This window comes from Pseudomonas sp. (assembly GCF_049300855.1).
Lineage (GTDB): Bacteria > Pseudomonadota > Gammaproteobacteria > Pseudomonadales > Pseudomonadaceae > Aquipseudomonas.
In genome coordinates this window covers 192,671-209,254 of record NZ_JBAQKH010000054.1, presented here as the reverse complement: position 1 = coordinate 209,254, position 16,584 = coordinate 192,671, and the positions used below count along the sequence as shown (strand labels likewise).

Here is a 16,584-nt window from a genome sequence, read left to right as displayed (position 1 = left end):
TTGTAATGCGTCCGTCATGTGGCAACAAGGCAAAAACGGCCGATAGTGGTATTCGGGGATTTTGGTTCACCAAAGATCGTTCCCACGCTCCGCGTGGGAATGCCTCATCGGACGCTCCGCGTTCAGCTCTTGGGACGCAGAGCGTCCCGGGCTGCATTCCCACGCAGAGCGTGGGAACGATCATTACGCGGGAGACATTTCCTGCGCCAACCCAAGAAACGCCGCTGGCAACCGCGCCGCCTTCCTCTCCTTGAGGCAGTAAAGGTATTCAGGAATCTGCGGCGCATTCTCGATCGTCAACACGCGCAACTGCGGATCGTGCGGCACTTCCTGCCGCGCAATAATGCTGATACCGATATTGCGCAACACCGCCTCACGAATCGACTCACGACTACCAATCTCCAACAACGGCCCGAAACTCACCCCGGCCGTCGCCAACAACTCTTCAGTCAGCCGCCGCGTGGTCGAGCCCGACTCGCGCATCAACAACGTATGCCCGGCAAGCGCACTCAACGCGACATGCTCCTGCGCCGCCAGCGGATGATTGCGATGCACCGCCAGCACCAGCGGATCCGTCCCGAGCACCCGGCGAATCAACCGCGCGTCATCCAGCAATTGCGACGACGCGGCGATGTCGACCCGATAATCCTCCAGCGCTTCGAGCACCTGCTGCGAGTTACCGATTTCCACCGACACTTCCACCTGCGGCAAGCGCTCGCGGAAGGTCTTCACCAGATCGAGGATGTAATACGGCGCCGTCGCGGCGATGCGCAACGTGCCCTGCACCTGACCGCTGTTGCGCAGGAAAAACTCGATGTCCGCCTCTTGCTGCAGCAGCGTCTTGACCATCGGCAGCAACCGCGCACCTTCATCACTGACGCTCAGACGCCGGCCGCCACGGTAGAACAACTCCACCGAATACTGACTTTCCAGATGGCGGATCTGCGTGGTCACGGTGGGTTGGCTGAGGCCGAGTTTTTTCGCCGCCAGCGTGATGCTGCCCAGGCGGGCGACCATGTAAAACGCTTTCAGCTCGGCACTCAGCACAACCTTTCCTCATCTATTTGCGCAGCAGGCGCAAACCGTTGAACACCACCAACAGGCTCACGCCCATGTCGGCGAACACCGCCATCCACATGGTGGCGAGCCCGGCGAAGGTTACCGCAAGAAAGATAACCTTGATCACCAAAGCCAGCGCGATGTTCTGTTTCAGAATGCTCGCGGTGTTGCGCGACAGACTGATGAAGGCCGGGATCTTGCGCAGATCGTCGTCCATCAGGGCGACATCAGCGGTTTCAATCGCCGTATCGGTACCGGCAGCGGCCATGGCGAAACCGATCTCGGCGCGGGCCAGTGCCGGCGCGTCGTTGATGCCGTCGCCGACCATGCCGACCCGCCGACCTTGTGCATAAAGGTCTTCGATGGCTTGCAGTTTGTCGGTCGGCAGCAAGTCACCACGCGCTTCGTCGATGCCGACCTGCGCGGCAATCGCCTGGGCAGTGTGGACGTTATCGCCGGTGAGCATCAGGGTTTTCACCCCGAGTTCGTGCAATTGGCGGATCGCTTCGCGGCTGGTTTCCTTGACCGTGTCAGCCACGGCGAACAGTGCCAGCGGGCCAGAGCTGTCGAGCAGCAGCACCACGGATTTGCCCTGCTTCTCCAGCGCGAAGAGTTTTTCTTCCAGTGCCGGCGAGCACAGGCCGAGTTCTTCGACCAGACGATGGTTGCCCAAATGGTAGGTCTGGCCGTTGATGTCGCCTTTGACGCCACGCCCGCCCAGTGCTTCGAAGTTATCCACAATCAGCGCGGCGAAGTTTTTATCCACAGCGGCGTTGGCGATGGCCAGCGACACCGGGTGATCGGAGCGACCGGCCAATGCTGCAGCGATGGCCGGCGCCGTGGCATCGGCGGTTGGATCTAGGGAAAGGTAATCGGTCTGCACCGGTTTGCCGTGGGTGATCGTGCCGGTTTTGTCCAGCGCCAGATAATCGAGTTTGAAACCGCCCTCCAGATACACGCCGCCCTTGACCAGAATGCCTTTGCGCGCCGCTGCCGCGAGGCCGCTGACGATGGTCACCGGGGTGGAAATCACCAGTGCGCATGGACATGCAACCACCAGCAACACCAGCGCGCGGTAGATCCAGTCGAACCACACAGCGCCCATGAACAGCGGCGGAATGATCGCCACGGCCAAGGCAAAGACGAACACCACGGGCGTGTAGATTTTCGAGAATTGATCGACGAAGCGCTGGGTCGGCGCACGCGCGCCTTGGGCTTGTTCAACAGCGTGAATGATGCGCGCCAGAGTCGAGTTGTTCGCCGCTGCGGTCACCGCGTACTCCAGCGAACCGGCCTGGTTGATGGTGCCGGCGAAGACTTTGTCACCGACGGTTTTTTCCACCGGCAGGCTTTCCCCGGTGATCGGCGCCTGATCGATGGTCGAACTGCCGCTGACTACTTCGCCGTCCAGCGCAATGCGCTCGCCGGGTTTCACTCGCACGCGGGCGCCGAGTTCGACGCTTTTCACGTCCTGCTCAATCCAGCTGCCGTCAGCCTGCAGCACCGTGGCTTGCTCTGGGGTCATCTGCATCAAACCGCTGATCGCATTGCGCGCACGGTCCAGCGAGCGCGCCTCGATCAGCTCGGCGACGGTGAACAGGAACATCACCATCGCCGCTTCCGGCCATTGGCCGATGAAGATGGCGCCGGTCACGGCGATGCTCATCAGCGCATTGATGTTGAGGTTGCGGTTCTTCAGGGCGATCCAGCCCTTTTTATAGGTGGTCAGGCCACCGCTGAGGATCGACACCAGCGCGATGATCGCCACCACCCAGGTCGGTGCGGCGTTGGTGAAGTGGATGACTTCGGCAGCGAGGGCGCCCACACCGGACAGCGCCAACGGCCACCAGTGTTTTTTAACCGGTGCCGGGGCTGGCGCTTCGACGCCCGCCTCCAGCGGCTCGGCGTGCATGCCGAGGGATTTGATCGCTTCGGTGATCGGTTCGGTGCCCGGCAGATTGTGGGTCACGCCGAGCACGCGGTTGATCAGGTTGAATTCCAGTTGCTGCACGCCGGCGAGTTTGCCGAGCTTGTTCTGGATCAGCGTCTGCTCGGTCGGGCAGTCCATCGCCTCGATACGGAAACTGCTCAGCCGCGCATCGGCGGTGGTCTTTTCGCTCAGTTGCACCAACGCAGGCGCGGCGGCTGTCGACGAGCAGCAGGAGTCGTCGCCATGGGAATGCACCGGTGCCGGCGCTGCGACTTTCGACCCGCAGCAGGAATCGCCGCCATGGGGATGCTTATGCACAGGCTGCAATTTATGACTGTGATCGTGGCCGTCGCCGGGCTTGTGGGTGTGCTGAGAATCGCTCATTGGTCGCGTCCATGAAGGTGCCTGTTGCCAAGTAAAGACCCTGTAGCCACTATAGGGTCAAGCACCCTTTTTGGAGATTGTCGTCATGAAGATCGGAGAACTGGCCAAACTCACCGACTGCGCCGTGGAAACCATCCGCTACTACGAGCGCGAAAACCTCCTGCCGGAACCGGCCCGCAGCGACGGCAACTACCGCGTCTACACCCAGGCCCACGCCGAACGCCTGACCTTCATCCGCAACTGCCGCACCCTCGACATGACCCTCGAAGAAATCCGCAGCCTGCTGACTTTGCGCGACAGTCCGCAGGATCAGTGCGAGAGCGTCAATGCGTTGATCGACGAACATATCCAGCATGTTAAGGCGCGGATTGATGGGTTGTTGGCGTTGCAGACGCAACTGCTCGACCTGCGCCAGCGCTGTGGCGAAGGGCCGGATGCGGAACAATGCGGGATTTTGCAGCGGCTGGAAGTGAGTGGCGGGGTTGTCGCAACCGAGGTCGAACACTCCCATGTAGGCCGCAGCCACGGCCACTAAAGAACACCGCATAACGCTCGTTCCCATGCTCCGCGTGGGAATGCCGCCATGGACGCTCCGCGTCCAAAGTGACGCAGAGCGTCACGGGATTCATTCCCACGCAGAGCGTGGGAACGATCCTACCGACTAGACCGCCATCGGCGCGGTCATTGGCGCGTGGTGCTCGTAACCTTCCAGCGAGAAGTCGCTCGGCTCGACCAGTTCCAGCCATTCCGGCTGATACACGCCCGTCTTGGCAAACTCCGGCACGCGATCGGAGATCTTCAGCTTAGGCATGGCGAACGGCTCGCGCTTGAGCTGTTCGTTGAGCATGTCCAGGTGGTTCTCGTAGACGTGCGCATCACCGATGAAATAGGTGAACCAGCGCGGCGTGTAACCGGTGAGGCGACCGATCAGGCTCAGCAGCGCGGCGCCTTCGGTGAGGTTGAACGGTGTGCCCAGGCCCAGATCATTGGAGCGGATGTAGAGGGTCAGAGAAATCTCTTTGGTCTCGACATTCGGGTGGAACTGGTACAGCAGGTGGCACGGCGGCAGGGCCATTTCATCCAGCTGGGCGACGTTCCAGCCGTGGAACAGAATACGGCGGCTGCCCGGATCTTTGATGATCGTGTCGACGCACTGGCGCACCTGATCGATGGCTTTGTACAGCACCACGTAAGCCTGGCCGTCTTCTTCGCCCTGAGCGATCTGCTTGTAGCCGTTGCTCAAGGTTTGTTCGATGGCGGCGGTGTTGCTCAGCGGGATCTGCTTGTACGCCGGCCATTTGCGCCATTGCACGCCGTAGATTTCGCCGAGGTCGTCGTCACCCTGGCGGAACGGGTTGGCCAGCCACTGCGCGTTTTCGTTGGCGTTCTGGTCCCAGACCTTGCAGCCCAGCGCCCGGAATTCGGCGGCGTTGTTGACGCCACGGAGAAACCCGCACATCTCGCCGATGGCCGATTTGAAAGCCATTTTGCGCGTGGTGATCGCCGGAAAACCTTCCTGCAGATCGAAACGCAGCATCGCCCCCGGGAAACTGATGGTGTTGATGCCGGTGCGGTTGGCCTGCTTGGTGCCGTTCTGAATGACGTGCGAGACCAGTTCGAGATATTGCTTCATGAGTTACCTGTGTCCTTTGAGCCCCGGCGTCGCGCGCCGGGGTTCGTAGTTTAAGCCGTCGGCGCGAGCGGTGCTGCCGGTGCGCGACGATAGGCCAGCCAGATCAGGAACAGCCCGCCGACGATCATCGGCACGCAGAGCACCTGGCCCATGGTCAGCCAGTTCCAGGCCAAGTAGCCCAGCTGCGCATCCGGCACGCGGACGAATTCGACGATGAACCGGAAGATGCCGTAGAACAGCGCGAACATGCCCGATACGGCCATGGTCGGACGCGGCTTGCGCGAGAAAATCCACAGGATCAGGAACAGCGCCACGCCTTCCAGCGCGAACTGATACAGCTGCGAGGGGTGACGCGGCAGTTGCGCCGGATCGCTGAACGGCGGGAAGACCATGGCCCATGGCACGTCGGTGGCCTTGCCCCACAACTCGGCGTTGATGAAGTTACCGATGCGCCCGGCGCCTAGGCCGATCGGCACCATCGGTGCGACGAAGTCCATCAACTGGAAGAACGACTTGCCATTGCGCTTGCCGAACCACAAGGCTGCGAGCATCACGCCGATGAAACCGCCGTGGAACGACATGCCGCCCTTCCACACTTCGAAAATCAGCGTCGGGTTGGCCAGGTAGGCGCTCAGATCGTAGAACAGCACATAGCCCAGGCGCCCGCCGACAATGACGCCCATCGACATCCAGAAGACCATGTCGGAGAGTTTCTCCTTGGTCCAGGTCGGGTCGAAACGGTTGAGCCGGCGCGACGCCAGCAGCCACGCACCGCCGATGCCGACGAGGTACATGAGACCGTACCAGTGGATTTTCAGCGGACCGATGGCCAGGGCCACCGGGTCGATCTGCGGGTAAGGCAGCATTGCGACTCCTCGTTAGAGTTGAAACCAAAATTCCCGGGCGACGCTGCCACCTCAGGATTAAGCCAGGATTGCGACGGTTACAGCAGGAAGCTCACACCCACGCTGAACAGCAAAGCGGCGAACAGCCGTTTCAGCAAGCGCGGCGACAACCGATGCGCCAAACGCGCGCCGATGCGGGCGAAAACCATGCTGGTCAGGGCGATGCCCAACAACGCCGGCAAATACACAAAACCGAGACTATGCGGTGGCAACAACGGATCGTGCCACCCCAGAATCATGAAACTTAATGCACTGACCAAGGCAATTGGCAGGCCGCAGGCCGATGAGGTCGCCACGGCTTGCTGCATCGGTACGCTGCGCCAGGTCAGGAACGGCACAGTCAAAGAGCCGCCACCGACGCCAAAAATCGCCGAGGCCCAACCGATGATGCTGCCGGCCACGGTCAGACCGAATTTGCCCGGCACCGTTCGGCTGGCCTTGGGTTTGATGTCCAGCGCCAGTTGCACCGAGATGATCAAGGCAAACACGCCGATGATCTTTTGCAGGTGCGGGCCAGAAATCGCCTCGGCAGTCAGGGCACCGAAACCGGCGCCGAGCAGGATGCCGACGGCCATCCACATGAAGATCGGCCAGCGCACTGCGCCACGACGGTGATGCTCACGCACGGCGTTGACCGAGGTGAAGATGATCGTCGCCAGTGACGTCCCGACCGCCAGATGGGTGAGGATCGACTGATCAAAGCCCTGCAAGGTGAAACTGAACACCAGCACCGGCACGATGATGATCCCGCCGCCGACGCCAAACAGCCCGGCCAGCACGCCCGCACAGGCGCCCAGCGCCAGATAGAGCAGAAATTCCATGACCGTCTCCCCAGACCGCATCCGCAAAACCGGAGCGGCATGGTAACGGATGCACCCCCTTCTCCTCCACTTGCGATGGATGCACGGACGCCGGATGCGTAGAGTGAGCAAAAAACACACAAGGACCACCTTATGTGCCTGATTGTTTTCGCCTGGCGCCCGGGCCATGCCCAGCCGCTGATCGTCGCGGCCAACCGTGACGAGTTTTACGCCCGGCCGAGCCTGCCCTTGGCGCAGTGGCCGGAGGCGCCGCATGTGCATGCCGGACGAGATCTTGAGGCCGGTGGCACCTGGCTGGGGATCGGCGCCAGCGGGCGCTTCGCGGCGCTGACCAATATCCGTGATCCGCATCAGCCACCGGCGCGCAAGTCGCGAGGGGAGTTGGTGGCACGGTTTCTCACCGGTGATGCGTCGATCGATGATTATTTGAGCGATGTGGTCGGGCGTGCGCCGGAATATGCCGGGTTCAACCTGCTGCTCGGCAACAGCCATGAGCTGTGGCACTTCAATGCGCGGATGTCGGAGCCGGTGATGCTGGAATCGGGTGTCTACGGGTTGTCGAATGCCGGGCTGGATACGCCGTGGCCGAAGTTGCTCAAGGCCAGGGGTGCGTTGAGTGCAGTGCTGGATGATCCGCAGCCTGAGCGGTTGTTGGCGTTATTGAGTGATGCGCAAACGGCGCCGTTTGCCGAGCTGCCGGATACCGGTGTGGGTTTGGCAACGGAGTCATTGTTGTCGAGTGTGTTTATCGCCAGCCAGAGTTACGGGACGCGGGCGAGTACGGCGTTGGTGGTGCAGGCGGATGGGACGCGGCGGATGGTCGAGCGGAGTTTTGGGCCGTATGGCGGGCATCTTGGGGAAGTTGAGCTTTGCGTCTAAGAGCTGACCCTCACCCCAGCCCTCTCCCGGGGGGAGAGGGAGCCGACCGAGGTGTCTTGAGCCATACATCGACCTGAAAGACCGAATCGATTATGGATTCAGCAAAGCACTTTCAGGTCGGCGTAGCTCTGCAGCATCCCCCAATCAGTCCCCTCTCCCTCCGGGAGAGGGTTAGGGTGAGGGGCTCTTGATCTTTAGACGGCCTTGATCACCGCCGGCGGATTGATCTTCGACAACCCAAGGTTCTTCAGCGCCAATTGCAGCGAGCTGTGGATAACTTGCGGGTTATCAATGGTCATCAGCTCAGCCAACAAATCCTTGGCCTTGCTCAGATTGACCTGCCGCAACATCCACTTCACTTTCGGCAAGTTGGTGGCGTTCATCGACAAACTGTCAAAACCCATCGCCATCAACAGCACCGCCGCCGCCGGATCACCGGCCATCTCGCCGCAGATGCTCACCGGTTTGCCTTCGGCATGCGCATCACGCACCACGGTTTGCAGGGCTTGCAGCACCGCCGGGTGCAGGTAGTCGTAGAGATCAGCTACACGCGGGTTGTTGCGGTCGACCGCCAGCAGGTACTGGGTCAAGTCGTTGGAGCCGACCGAGAGGAAGTCGACCATCCGCGCCAGTTCCTTGGTCTGGTACACCGCCGCCGGAATCTCGATCATCACGCCAATCGGCGGCATCGGCACGTCGGTGCCTTCGTCGCGCACTTCGCCCCAGGCCCGGTGGATCAGGTGCAGGGCTTCTTCGAGTTCGTGGGTGCCGGAGATCATCGGCAGCAGAATCCGCAGATTATTCAGGCCTTCGCTGGCCTTGAGCATCGCGCGGGTCTGCACCAGGAAGATTTCCGGGTGGTCGAGGGTGACGCGAATGCCGCGCCAGCCGAGGAACGGGTTGTCTTCCTTGATCGGGAAGTACGACAGCGACTTGTCACCACCAATGTCGAGGCTGCGCATGGTCACCGGTAGCGGGTGGAACGCGGCGAGCTGCTCGCGGTAGATCGCCAGTTGTTCTTTCTCGCTCGGGAAGCGCTGGTTGATCATGAACGGCACTTCGGTGCGGTACAGACCAACACCTTCGGCGCCGCGTTTCTGCGCCCGCGCCACATCGGCGAGCAAACCGGTGTTGACCCACAGCGGCATGCGGTGGCCGTCGAGGGTCACGCACGGCAGGTCACGCAGGGTGTCGAGGCCCAGCGCCAGTTGTTTCTCTTCTTCGACGACTTCAGCGAACTGCTTGCGCAGCACTTCGCTCGGGTTGGTGTAGACCTCGCCGCGTGTGCCATCGACGATCATTTCGATGCCGTCGACCTTGGCGTACGGCAGGTCGACCAGACCCATGACGGTCGGAATGCCCATGGCGCGGGCAAGGATCGCAACGTGCGAGTTACCCGAACCGAGTACCGAGACCAGACCGACCAGCGTGCCTTCCGGCACCTCGCCGAGCATCGCCGGCGTCAGTTCTTCACTGACCAGAATGGTTTTTTCCGGGTAGACCAGGTTCTGCTGGCGCTCTTCCTGCAAATAGGCGAGCAGGCGGCGACCGAGGTCTTTGACGTCCGAGGCACGCTCACGCAGGTAGGCGTCGTCCATCAGCTCGAAACGGTTGACGTGTTCCGTGACCACCTGGCGCAGCGCGCCCTGGGCCCACTGGCCGGTCTTGATCACGGTGGTGATTTCGCTGCCCAGCGAGGCATCGTCGAGCATCATCAGGTAGACGTCGAACAGCGCGCGCTCTTCCGGGCGCAACTGGGTCGCGAGCTTGGCGGACAACGCGCGCATGTCGGCGCGCACGCCTTCGATGGCGGTCTTGAACAGCGCCAGTTCAGCATTGATGTCGGTAACGGTCTTGTCCGGCACCACGTCGAGGTCCGCTGGCGGCAACATGACCACCGCGGTACCGACCGCTGCCCCCGGTGAACCCGGCACGCCGACGAACTTGGCTTCCTGAATGCCTTTGCCCTGACGGCCCAGACCACGGATCGATCCGGTGGCCTCGGCGTGGGCGATAACCCCGGCGAGCTGCGCGCTCATGGTCACGAGGAAGGCTTCTTCGCCTTCGTCGAACTGGCGGCGTTCTTTTTGCTGGATGACCAACACGCCGACGACGCGGCGGTGGTGAATGATCGGTGCTCCGAGGAACGAGGCGTAACGCTCTTCACCGGTTTCGGCGAAGTAGCGGTAGCGCGGGTGAACCGAAGCGTTTTCGAGGTTCAGGGGTTCTTCACGCGTGCCGACCAGACCGACCAGACCTTCGTTGGGTGCCATGCTGACCTTGCCGATCGAGCGCTTGTTCAAGCCCTCGGTGGCCATCAGGACGAAGCGGTTGGTCTCGGGATCAAGCAGGTAGACCGAGCAGACCTGGCTGCCCATGGCCTCTTTGACGCGCAACACAATAATCCCCAACGCCGCCTTGAGATCCTTGGCGGAGTTAACTTCCTGGACGATCTTGCGCAGCGTATTGAGCATGGCTCGGGGTCGAACTCCGTCGTCAGTCGCGCGCTAAAAGGCGCGGGGCAAGCTCTTTGAGGGCGCGGCGATACACCTCGCGCTTGAATGTCACCACCTGGCCCAACGGATACCAATAGCTGACCCAGCGCCAGCCATCGAACTCCGGTTTACCGGTCAAATCCATCCGCACCCGCTGCTCGTTGGAGATCAGGCGCAGGAGAAACCATTTCTGTTTCTGGCCGATGCACAGCGGTTGGCTGTGCGTACGCACCAGACGTTGCGGCAAACGATAGCGCAACCAGCCCCGAGTACAGGCCAGTATTTCAACATCTTCACGTTCCAGGCCAACTTCTTCGTTCAGCTCGCGGTACAAGGCGTCTTCCGGCGTCTCTTCAGGGTTGATTCCCCCTTGCGGAAACTGCCAGGCATCTTGATTGATACGGCGAGCCCATAGCACCTGGCCGGCGTCATTCGTCAGAATGATCCCGACATTGGGGCGGAAACCATCGGGGTCGATCACGGCAACAACCTCGCAAACGCATGTCGCCGCATTGTTCCACAAAGGTTGATAAGGCGGCAACGAAGCTTCCTACCTTATGTGCACTCTTGTGAAAAGACCGTATTCTTGTCGCCTTTTTACAGACTTATCAGCGGGTAACTGCAATGCGCCTGGCACTCTTCGATTTGGACAACACCCTTCTGGGCGGCGACAGCGATCACGCCTGGGGCGACTATCTGTGTGAACGCGGCTTCCTCGACCCGATTGCGTACAAAGCACGCAACGACGAGTTCTATCAGGATTACCTGGCCGGCAAACTGGATAACGCCGCGTACCTGAACTTCTGCCTGGAGATCCTCGGCCGTACCGAAATGGCCGTGCTCGATCAATGGCACAGCGATTACATGCGCGACTGCATCGAACCGATCGTGTTGCCGCAGGCACTGGAACTGCTGAAAAAGCACCGCGACGCCGGCGACAAACTGGTAATCATTACCGCGACCAACCGCTTCGTGACCGCGCCGATTGCTGTGCGTCTTGGCGTTGAGACGCTGATCGCTACCGAGTGCGAAATGGTCGATGGTCGTTACAGCGGGCGCAGCACTGATATTCCGTGCTTCCGTGAAGGCAAGGTGACGCGCCTCAATCGTTGGCTGGAAGAGACCGGGTATTCGCTGGACGACAGTTATTTCTATAGCGATTCGATGAATGATTTGCCGCTGCTGGAGCAGGTGGCGAATCCGGTGGCTGTTGATCCGGATCCGAATCTGCGCGCTGAAGCCGAGAAGCGTGGCTGGCCGGTGATCAGCCTGCGCGGCTGATATCGCCTTCGCGAGCAAGCTCGCTCCCACAAGGTATTTGTGAACGACACAGATCCAATGTGGGAGCGAGCTTGCTCGCGAATGGGGTCAACTCGGTCTCAAGCCTTAAACAGGCTTGGCCCCCATCAACCCGGCAATGGCGAGAAATCCGATGCCGCTGACAATCGCCAGCGCCAAGGTGAATTTCCAGTTACCAACCCCGCCAGTCCACAGCCGATTAAGCCGCACCAACAGCCACACTGCACTCAACGTAGCCACGGCGTAGATCACGCTGGACCCCAGAATCCAGAACTGCCCCAATGGCCAGCCAATCAGGTGCACCAGCCACCAGCCGGTGAAAGGCATGCTGAGCATACCGATCAGCATCAAACACCAGATAAACAGCCAGGGACGCTGCATCGTGCTGGCCGGCCCTTCACTGCGATTACGCCAGGTCAGGGCGGCGAGCCCCAGCCCGCTCGCGAGGATCACCACCGTCGCCGCGACGTGAAGGACTTTCAGGGTGGTCAGGGTTTCCATGTATTTCTCTTCCTTGGGCCATGCCCATCAGCGTAGCCGCTCAGCCGAGAAACAGCTGATAGGCCGGGTTCTCGCTTTCATCCCAGTACGGGTAGCCGATTTCCTCAAGGGCCGCTGGCACCAGATGACGCTCGTCGTGCGGCACTTGCAGGCCCGCGACCACGCGGCCATCGGCGGCGCCGTGGTTGCGGTAGTGGAACATCGAGATGTTCCAGCGCCCGCCCAGCTTATTAAGGAAGTTGAACAGCGCGCCGGGACGCTCCGGGAATTCGAAGCGGAATACCACTTCATCAATCACGTGCGCCGCGTGGCCGCCGACCATGTGGCGGATGTGCAGTTTGGCCAGTTCGTTGTCGGTCAGATCGAGCACCGGGAAGCCTTGTTCGGTGAGGCTCGCGAGCAACGCACTGCGCGGGTCATTTTCCGGGTGAGTCTGCACGCCAACGAAGATGTGTGCTTCGCTGCCGGTGTTGTAGCGATAGTTGAATTCGGTGATCTGGCGCTTGCCGATGGCTTCGCAGAACGCCTTGAAGCTGCCGGCCTTCTCGGGGATGGTCACGGCGATGATCGCTTCGCGGCCTTCACCCAGCTCGGCGCGCTCGGCGACGTGGCGCAAGCGGTCGAAGTTGACGTTGGCGCCGGAGTCGATGGCGACGAAGGTCTGGCCACTGACGCCGCGCAACTCGACGTACTTCTTGATCCCGGCCACGCCCAACGCGCCGGCAGGCTCGGTGATCGAGCGGGTATCGTCGTAGATATCCTTGATCGCCGCGCAGATCTCGTCGGTGCTGACGGTGATCACTTCATCGACATAGTCTTTGCAGATGTCGAAGGTGTGCTGGCCGATCTGCGCCACCGCCACGCCGTCGGCGAAGATGCCCACGGTCGGCAACACCACGCGCTCACCCGCAGCCATCGCCGCTTGCAGGCAGTTGGAGTCGTCCGGCTCGACGCCGATGACTTTGATGTCCGGGCGCAGGTATTTCACGTACGCAGCGATGCCGGCGATCAGACCGCCGCCACCGACCGGCACGAAAATCGCGTCCAGCGGCTGCGGGTGCTGGCGCAGAATTTCCATCGCCACGGTGCCCTGCCCGGCAATGGTGTGCGGATCGTCGTACGGGTGGATGTAGACGTAACCTTTTTCATCGACCAGTTTCAGCGAGTAGGCCAGGGCCTCCGGGAACGAATCACCGTGCAGCACCACTTTGCCGCCGCGCGAACGCACGCCTTCGACTTTGATTTCCGGAGTGGTCTTGGGCATGACGATGGTCGCTTTCACGCCCAGCACTTTCGCCGCCAGGGCCAGACCTTGCGCGTGGTTGCCCGCCGACGCGGTGACCACGCCACGGGCGCGCTCTTCATCGCTCAGTTGCGTCAGCTTGTTGTAGGCGCCGCGAATCTTGAACGAGAACACTGGCTGCAAGTCTTCACGCTTGAGCCAAATGTCGTTGCCCAGCCGCTCGGAGAGCTGGCCGGCGTTCTGCAGCGGGGTTTCTACGGCAACGTCATAAACGCGCGAGGTGAGGATCTTTTTGACGTACTGTTCGAGCATCGGAAAGCATCACTGAGCGGTTGAGCGGGACCGAGGAGTCTAACCCGGCTTTTGCCCGCACGACCACACGAATCCAGAGGTTTTAGCCGCGCTTGCGGCTATAATGCCGGCCTTTCCGTTCTCCCCTTGCCCGCTTCCGGAGCCCGCATGACCCAGGATCAACTCAAACAGGCAGTGGCTCAGGCCGCCGTCGACTTCATCCTTCCGAAACTCGACGACAAGAGCATCGTCGGGGTCGGCACCGGCTCCACCGCCAACTGCTTCATCGATGCCCTGGCCCAGCACAAGGGTGCGTTCGATGGTGCGGTTGCCAGCTCCGAAGCCACCGCCGCGCGCCTGAAGGGCCACGGGATTCCGGTGTATGAGCTGAACACCGTCAGCGACCTGGAGTTCTACGTCGACGGCGCCGACGAAAGCGATGCGCACCTGAACCTGATCAAGGGCGGTGGCGCCGCACTGACCCGCGAGAAGATCGTCGCGGCCGTGGCCAAGACCTTCATCTGCATCGCCGACGCCAGCAAACTGGTGCCGGTGCTGGGCGAATTCCCGCTGCCGGTCGAAGTGATCCCGATGGCGCGCAGCCACGTTGCTCGTCAATTGGTGAAACTGGGCGGCGACCCGGTTTACCGCGAAGGCGTGCTGACCGACAACGGCAACATCATCCTCGACGTGTTCAACCTGCAGATCACCAACCCGGTGGAACTGGAAGCGCAGATCAATGCGATCGTCGGCGTGGTCACCAACGGTTTGTTCGCGGCGCGTCCGGCGGACCTGCTGTTGCTGGGCACCCCTGAAGGCGTGAAAACCCTCAAGGCTGAATAAGCCCAGTCACCCACATATTTGTGGGCAGACGAATAAACCTGTGGGAGCGAGCTTGCTCGCGAATGCGCCAGTTCAGCCAACATCTTCATTGGCTGACACGACGCCTTCGCGAGCAAGCTCGCTCCCACAGTGTTTTGTGGTGTGAGTTAGGGCTGTGCAGGTTTTTTGAAGACGTAAAACAGATTCGGCTCACTCACCAGATACAACGTCCCGTCATCATCCATCGCAATGCCTTCCGCCTGCGGTACGGTCTTTTTCAAACCCTGCCGCCCGCCGCTGATGGACATCGTGCTCAACGGCCGCCCGTCAACATCCAACTCCAGAATCAATCGCGACTCATCCGACAGCGCCAATAAATGGCCGCTGCGCTCGTCGTATTGCAAGCTCGACAGATCGCGCACAAACATCCCGGCATCGCGCTTGGGGTCGTTGATCACGTGCACCGCGTAGGACTTCTCCGGATTGAAGTGCGGAAAGCCGTGCACTTCGTAAATCAGCATCGGATTGCGCTCCTTCGCAACAAACAGGCGCTTGCCCACCGAGTCGTACGCCAGGCCTTCGAAGCCCTTGTTGCTGGCCATATGCACGCCGAGGGTCATCTGCTCGGCGTCCGCCGCGTCGAGGAATGTGGTGTCTGCTTCCAGGTGAATCTTGATCAGCCGCTGCTGACGCTCGTCAGTGATCACGTAGGTGTCAGCGCTGATGTACTCGACGGCTTCCGGATCGCCAAAACCAATCAGGGCGATGCGTCGCAGGATCTTGCCGTCGAGCGACAGTTCGACCAGTTCGGAATTCTTGTTGGTCACGGTGAACAGGCTTTTGCGCACCGGATCGAGGGTCAGTGCTGAAACATCGTCGTCCAGCCCTTCGATGACCCGCGCCTCGATCTCGACCCGATATTGGTCCAGAGCAATGGACTCACTGCTCTGCGTCTGCCACAGGGTGTGCAGATTGAACCAGGCGCGCTCGAACAAACGCATGTATTGGCCGATCGCTATCAGCGCGATCAAGGCAATCACCGAGAGGAGAATAATCAGAGGCTTGGGACGGGCAAGTCGACGCATTCGGGCAGGCTCGGAATCAAAACAGGCGGATGAAATATCACGCCCGTCTGAACTGAAGCTTAATGGCCACTTGCCTGTCAGGACAATCAGACTTGTCTGAAATTGCCGCGAGGACAGTTATTGCTGTTTTTCGAAGCGATAGAACAGGTTCGGCTCGCTGACCATGTACAGCGTGCCCGCCTCGTCCATGGTCACGCCTTCGGCGCGGGGGATGGTGTTCTTCAAACCGTTGAAGCCGCCGAGCAGGGTCATGAAGCTGACTTGCTCGCCCTTCTCGTCCAGCTCCAGCAACAGGTGGGAATCAGCGGACAGCACCAGCGTGTGCCGCGTGCGCGGGTCAATCGCCAAAGCCGAGAGATTGCGAATATCCAATTCATCACTGGCGAGCTTTTGCTTGTCGCCCTTGAGGGTCTGGCTGCCATCGCTTTTCCAGGTGAACAGCGCCGGCGGTCGCTCCTCGCCCAGCAGCAGTTGCTGGTTGTGCGAGTCCCAGGTGATGGCTTCGAAGGCTTTATTCTGGTCTTTCGACGGGCCGAGATCGTATTTCGGGAAGTCGGCGATGTTCAATTCGCGGGTGTCGGCGTCGACCTTGACGATCGACAGCAGGTGCTGGCGCTCATCGACAATCGCCATCAAGCCATTTTCCATGACGGTCAGGCCTTCCGGATTGCTCCAGCCCACCAGCGGCATCTTGCGCAGCACATCGCCCTGTACCGTCAGCTCGGCGAGAAACGGGTTTTTGCCCATCACCGAAAACAGCGTTTTGGTCTGCGGGTTGTACGACAGATCCGAAGCCTCGTCCTTGTCCATGCCCGTCAGCGGTTTGGCGTCGATTACCACCCGATAATCCGGCAGCCAGATGCTTTCTTTCTGCTCGGCCTGGCTCTCAAAGCGCTCCTGCACCCAGAGCACACCGCGATCATCCCAATGCATGGCAAACGCCAAGGCATAAGCGGCGGCAATCACCAGCAAGAGCCAGACATACCAACGCAGGGCGAAACGTGAACGGCGAGTGGGCTTGAGCTGAGTTTGAGATGACATCGAGGGACGCGTTCCGAAAATTCAGGCTAAGGGTAATAGCACAAAGAGGCCGGCTCAGACGCCAGAATGAGAGGAATTATCCGTACAGGATGTGAAAAAAACGGCAAATGGCGGGATTGTCGTGTGTTGCCAGCGATCTTCAGGGCAGCACAAAACAATGTGGGAGCGAGCTTGCTCGCGAAGGCAGAGTGTCAGT

15 protein-coding genes are annotated in these 16,584 nt (G+C 60.7%); 4 read left to right on the top strand and 11 right to left on the bottom strand.

Annotation, left to right across the window (positions count from 1 at the left end):
• Nucleotides 1-183 precede the first annotated feature (183 nt).
• Nucleotides 184-1,047: a LysR family transcriptional regulator gene (locus tag WA225_RS26185; protein ID WP_422610215.1), complete on the bottom strand. Its 864-nt coding sequence runs from the start codon at nt 1,045-1,047 to the stop codon at nt 184-186.
• Nucleotides 1,048-1,060: 13 nt separating this feature from the next.
• Nucleotides 1,061-3,373 carry a heavy metal translocating P-type ATPase gene (locus WA225_RS26180; RefSeq protein ID WP_422610214.1) on the bottom strand — a complete coding sequence of 771 codons (2,313 nt, stop codon included), beginning with the start codon at nt 3,371-3,373 and terminating at the stop codon, nt 1,061-1,063.
• An 85-nt stretch (nt 3,374-3,458) separates the two neighbouring features.
• Between WA225_RS26180 and cadR the strand changes: the two genes are divergently transcribed.
• Nucleotides 3,459-3,908 carry a Cd(II)/Pb(II)-responsive transcriptional regulator gene (cadR, locus tag WA225_RS26175; RefSeq protein WP_064116305.1) on the top strand — a complete coding sequence of 150 codons (450 nt, stop codon included), beginning with the start codon at nt 3,459-3,461 and terminating at the stop codon, nt 3,906-3,908.
• A gap of 126 nt (nt 3,909-4,034) precedes the next feature.
• On the opposite strand, the gene WA225_RS26170 is transcribed toward cadR, so the two are convergent.
• The 3 genes from WA225_RS26170 to WA225_RS26160 form a co-directional block, all read right to left on the bottom strand.
• Nucleotides 4,035-5,006: a thymidylate synthase gene (locus tag WA225_RS26170; protein WP_008088441.1), complete on the bottom strand. Its 972-nt coding sequence runs from the start codon at nt 5,004-5,006 to the stop codon at nt 4,035-4,037.
• Between the two features lie 50 nt (nt 5,007-5,056).
• The gene (lgt, locus tag WA225_RS26165) at nt 5,057-5,872 is read right to left on the bottom strand and encodes a prolipoprotein diacylglyceryl transferase (RefSeq protein WP_016983202.1); all 816 of its coding nucleotides are present in this window, start codon (nt 5,870-5,872) and stop codon (nt 5,057-5,059) included.
• Between the two features lie 77 nt (nt 5,873-5,949).
• Nucleotides 5,950-6,732, bottom strand: coding sequence for a sulfite exporter TauE/SafE family protein (locus WA225_RS26160; protein WP_102354900.1), 783 nt, complete (start codon nt 6,730-6,732; stop codon nt 5,950-5,952).
• A 132-nt stretch (nt 6,733-6,864) separates the two neighbouring features.
• On the opposite strand from WA225_RS26160, the gene WA225_RS26155 reads away from it, so the two are divergent.
• On the top strand, nt 6,865-7,611 hold the full coding sequence (locus WA225_RS26155) for an NRDE family protein (protein WP_422610213.1): 747 nt from the start codon (nt 6,865-6,867) through the stop codon (nt 7,609-7,611).
• A gap of 194 nt (nt 7,612-7,805) precedes the next feature.
• Here the strand turns inward: WA225_RS26155 and ptsP are convergent, their stop codons facing one another.
• Nucleotides 7,806-10,085 (bottom strand): phosphoenolpyruvate--protein phosphotransferase, encoded by a 2,280-nt coding sequence (gene ptsP, locus WA225_RS26150; RefSeq protein ID WP_422610212.1) that lies wholly within the window; start codon nt 10,083-10,085, stop codon nt 7,806-7,808.
• 22 nt (nt 10,086-10,107) lie between these two features.
• Nucleotides 10,108-10,587: an RNA pyrophosphohydrolase gene (locus WA225_RS26145; protein ID WP_003229203.1), complete on the bottom strand. Its 480-nt coding sequence runs from the start codon at nt 10,585-10,587 to the stop codon at nt 10,108-10,110.
• Nucleotides 10,588-10,730: 143 nt separating this feature from the next.
• Here WA225_RS26145 and WA225_RS26140 point away from each other — a divergent pair, with 143 nt between their 5' ends.
• Complete coding sequence (locus tag WA225_RS26140; protein ID WP_236427434.1) at nt 10,731-11,387, top strand: HAD family hydrolase; 657 nt, start codon at nt 10,731-10,733, stop codon at nt 11,385-11,387.
• A gap of 105 nt (nt 11,388-11,492) precedes the next feature.
• On the opposite strand, the gene WA225_RS26135 is transcribed toward WA225_RS26140, so the two are convergent.
• Both WA225_RS26135 and ilvA read right to left on the bottom strand, forming a co-directional pair.
• A complete protein-coding gene (locus tag WA225_RS26135) occupies nt 11,493-11,906 on the bottom strand; it encodes a DUF2269 family protein (protein ID WP_422610211.1) in 414 nt (137 codons plus the stop codon).
• A gap of 40 nt (nt 11,907-11,946) precedes the next feature.
• Nucleotides 11,947-13,461, bottom strand: coding sequence for a threonine ammonia-lyase, biosynthetic (ilvA, locus tag WA225_RS26130; protein ID WP_422610210.1), 1,515 nt, complete (start codon nt 13,459-13,461; stop codon nt 11,947-11,949).
• 147 nt (nt 13,462-13,608) lie between these two features.
• Here ilvA and rpiA point away from each other — a divergent pair, with 147 nt between their 5' ends.
• Nucleotides 13,609-14,283, top strand: a complete 675-nt coding sequence (gene rpiA / locus WA225_RS26125; protein WP_008088454.1) for a ribose-5-phosphate isomerase RpiA — start codon at nt 13,609-13,611, stop codon at nt 14,281-14,283.
• 146 nt (nt 14,284-14,429) lie between these two features.
• Here rpiA and WA225_RS26120 read toward each other — a convergent pair whose 3' ends face one another.
• Together WA225_RS26120 and WA225_RS26115 are read right to left on the bottom strand one after the other, a co-directional pair.
• Nucleotides 14,430-15,347, bottom strand: a complete 918-nt coding sequence (locus WA225_RS26120; RefSeq protein ID WP_422610209.1) for an SdiA-regulated domain-containing protein — start codon at nt 15,345-15,347, stop codon at nt 14,430-14,432.
• A 117-nt stretch (nt 15,348-15,464) separates the two neighbouring features.
• A complete protein-coding gene (locus WA225_RS26115; protein WP_422610208.1) occupies nt 15,465-16,388 on the bottom strand; it encodes an SdiA-regulated domain-containing protein in 924 nt (307 codons plus the stop codon).
• Between the last annotated feature and the right edge of the window lie 196 nt (nt 16,389-16,584).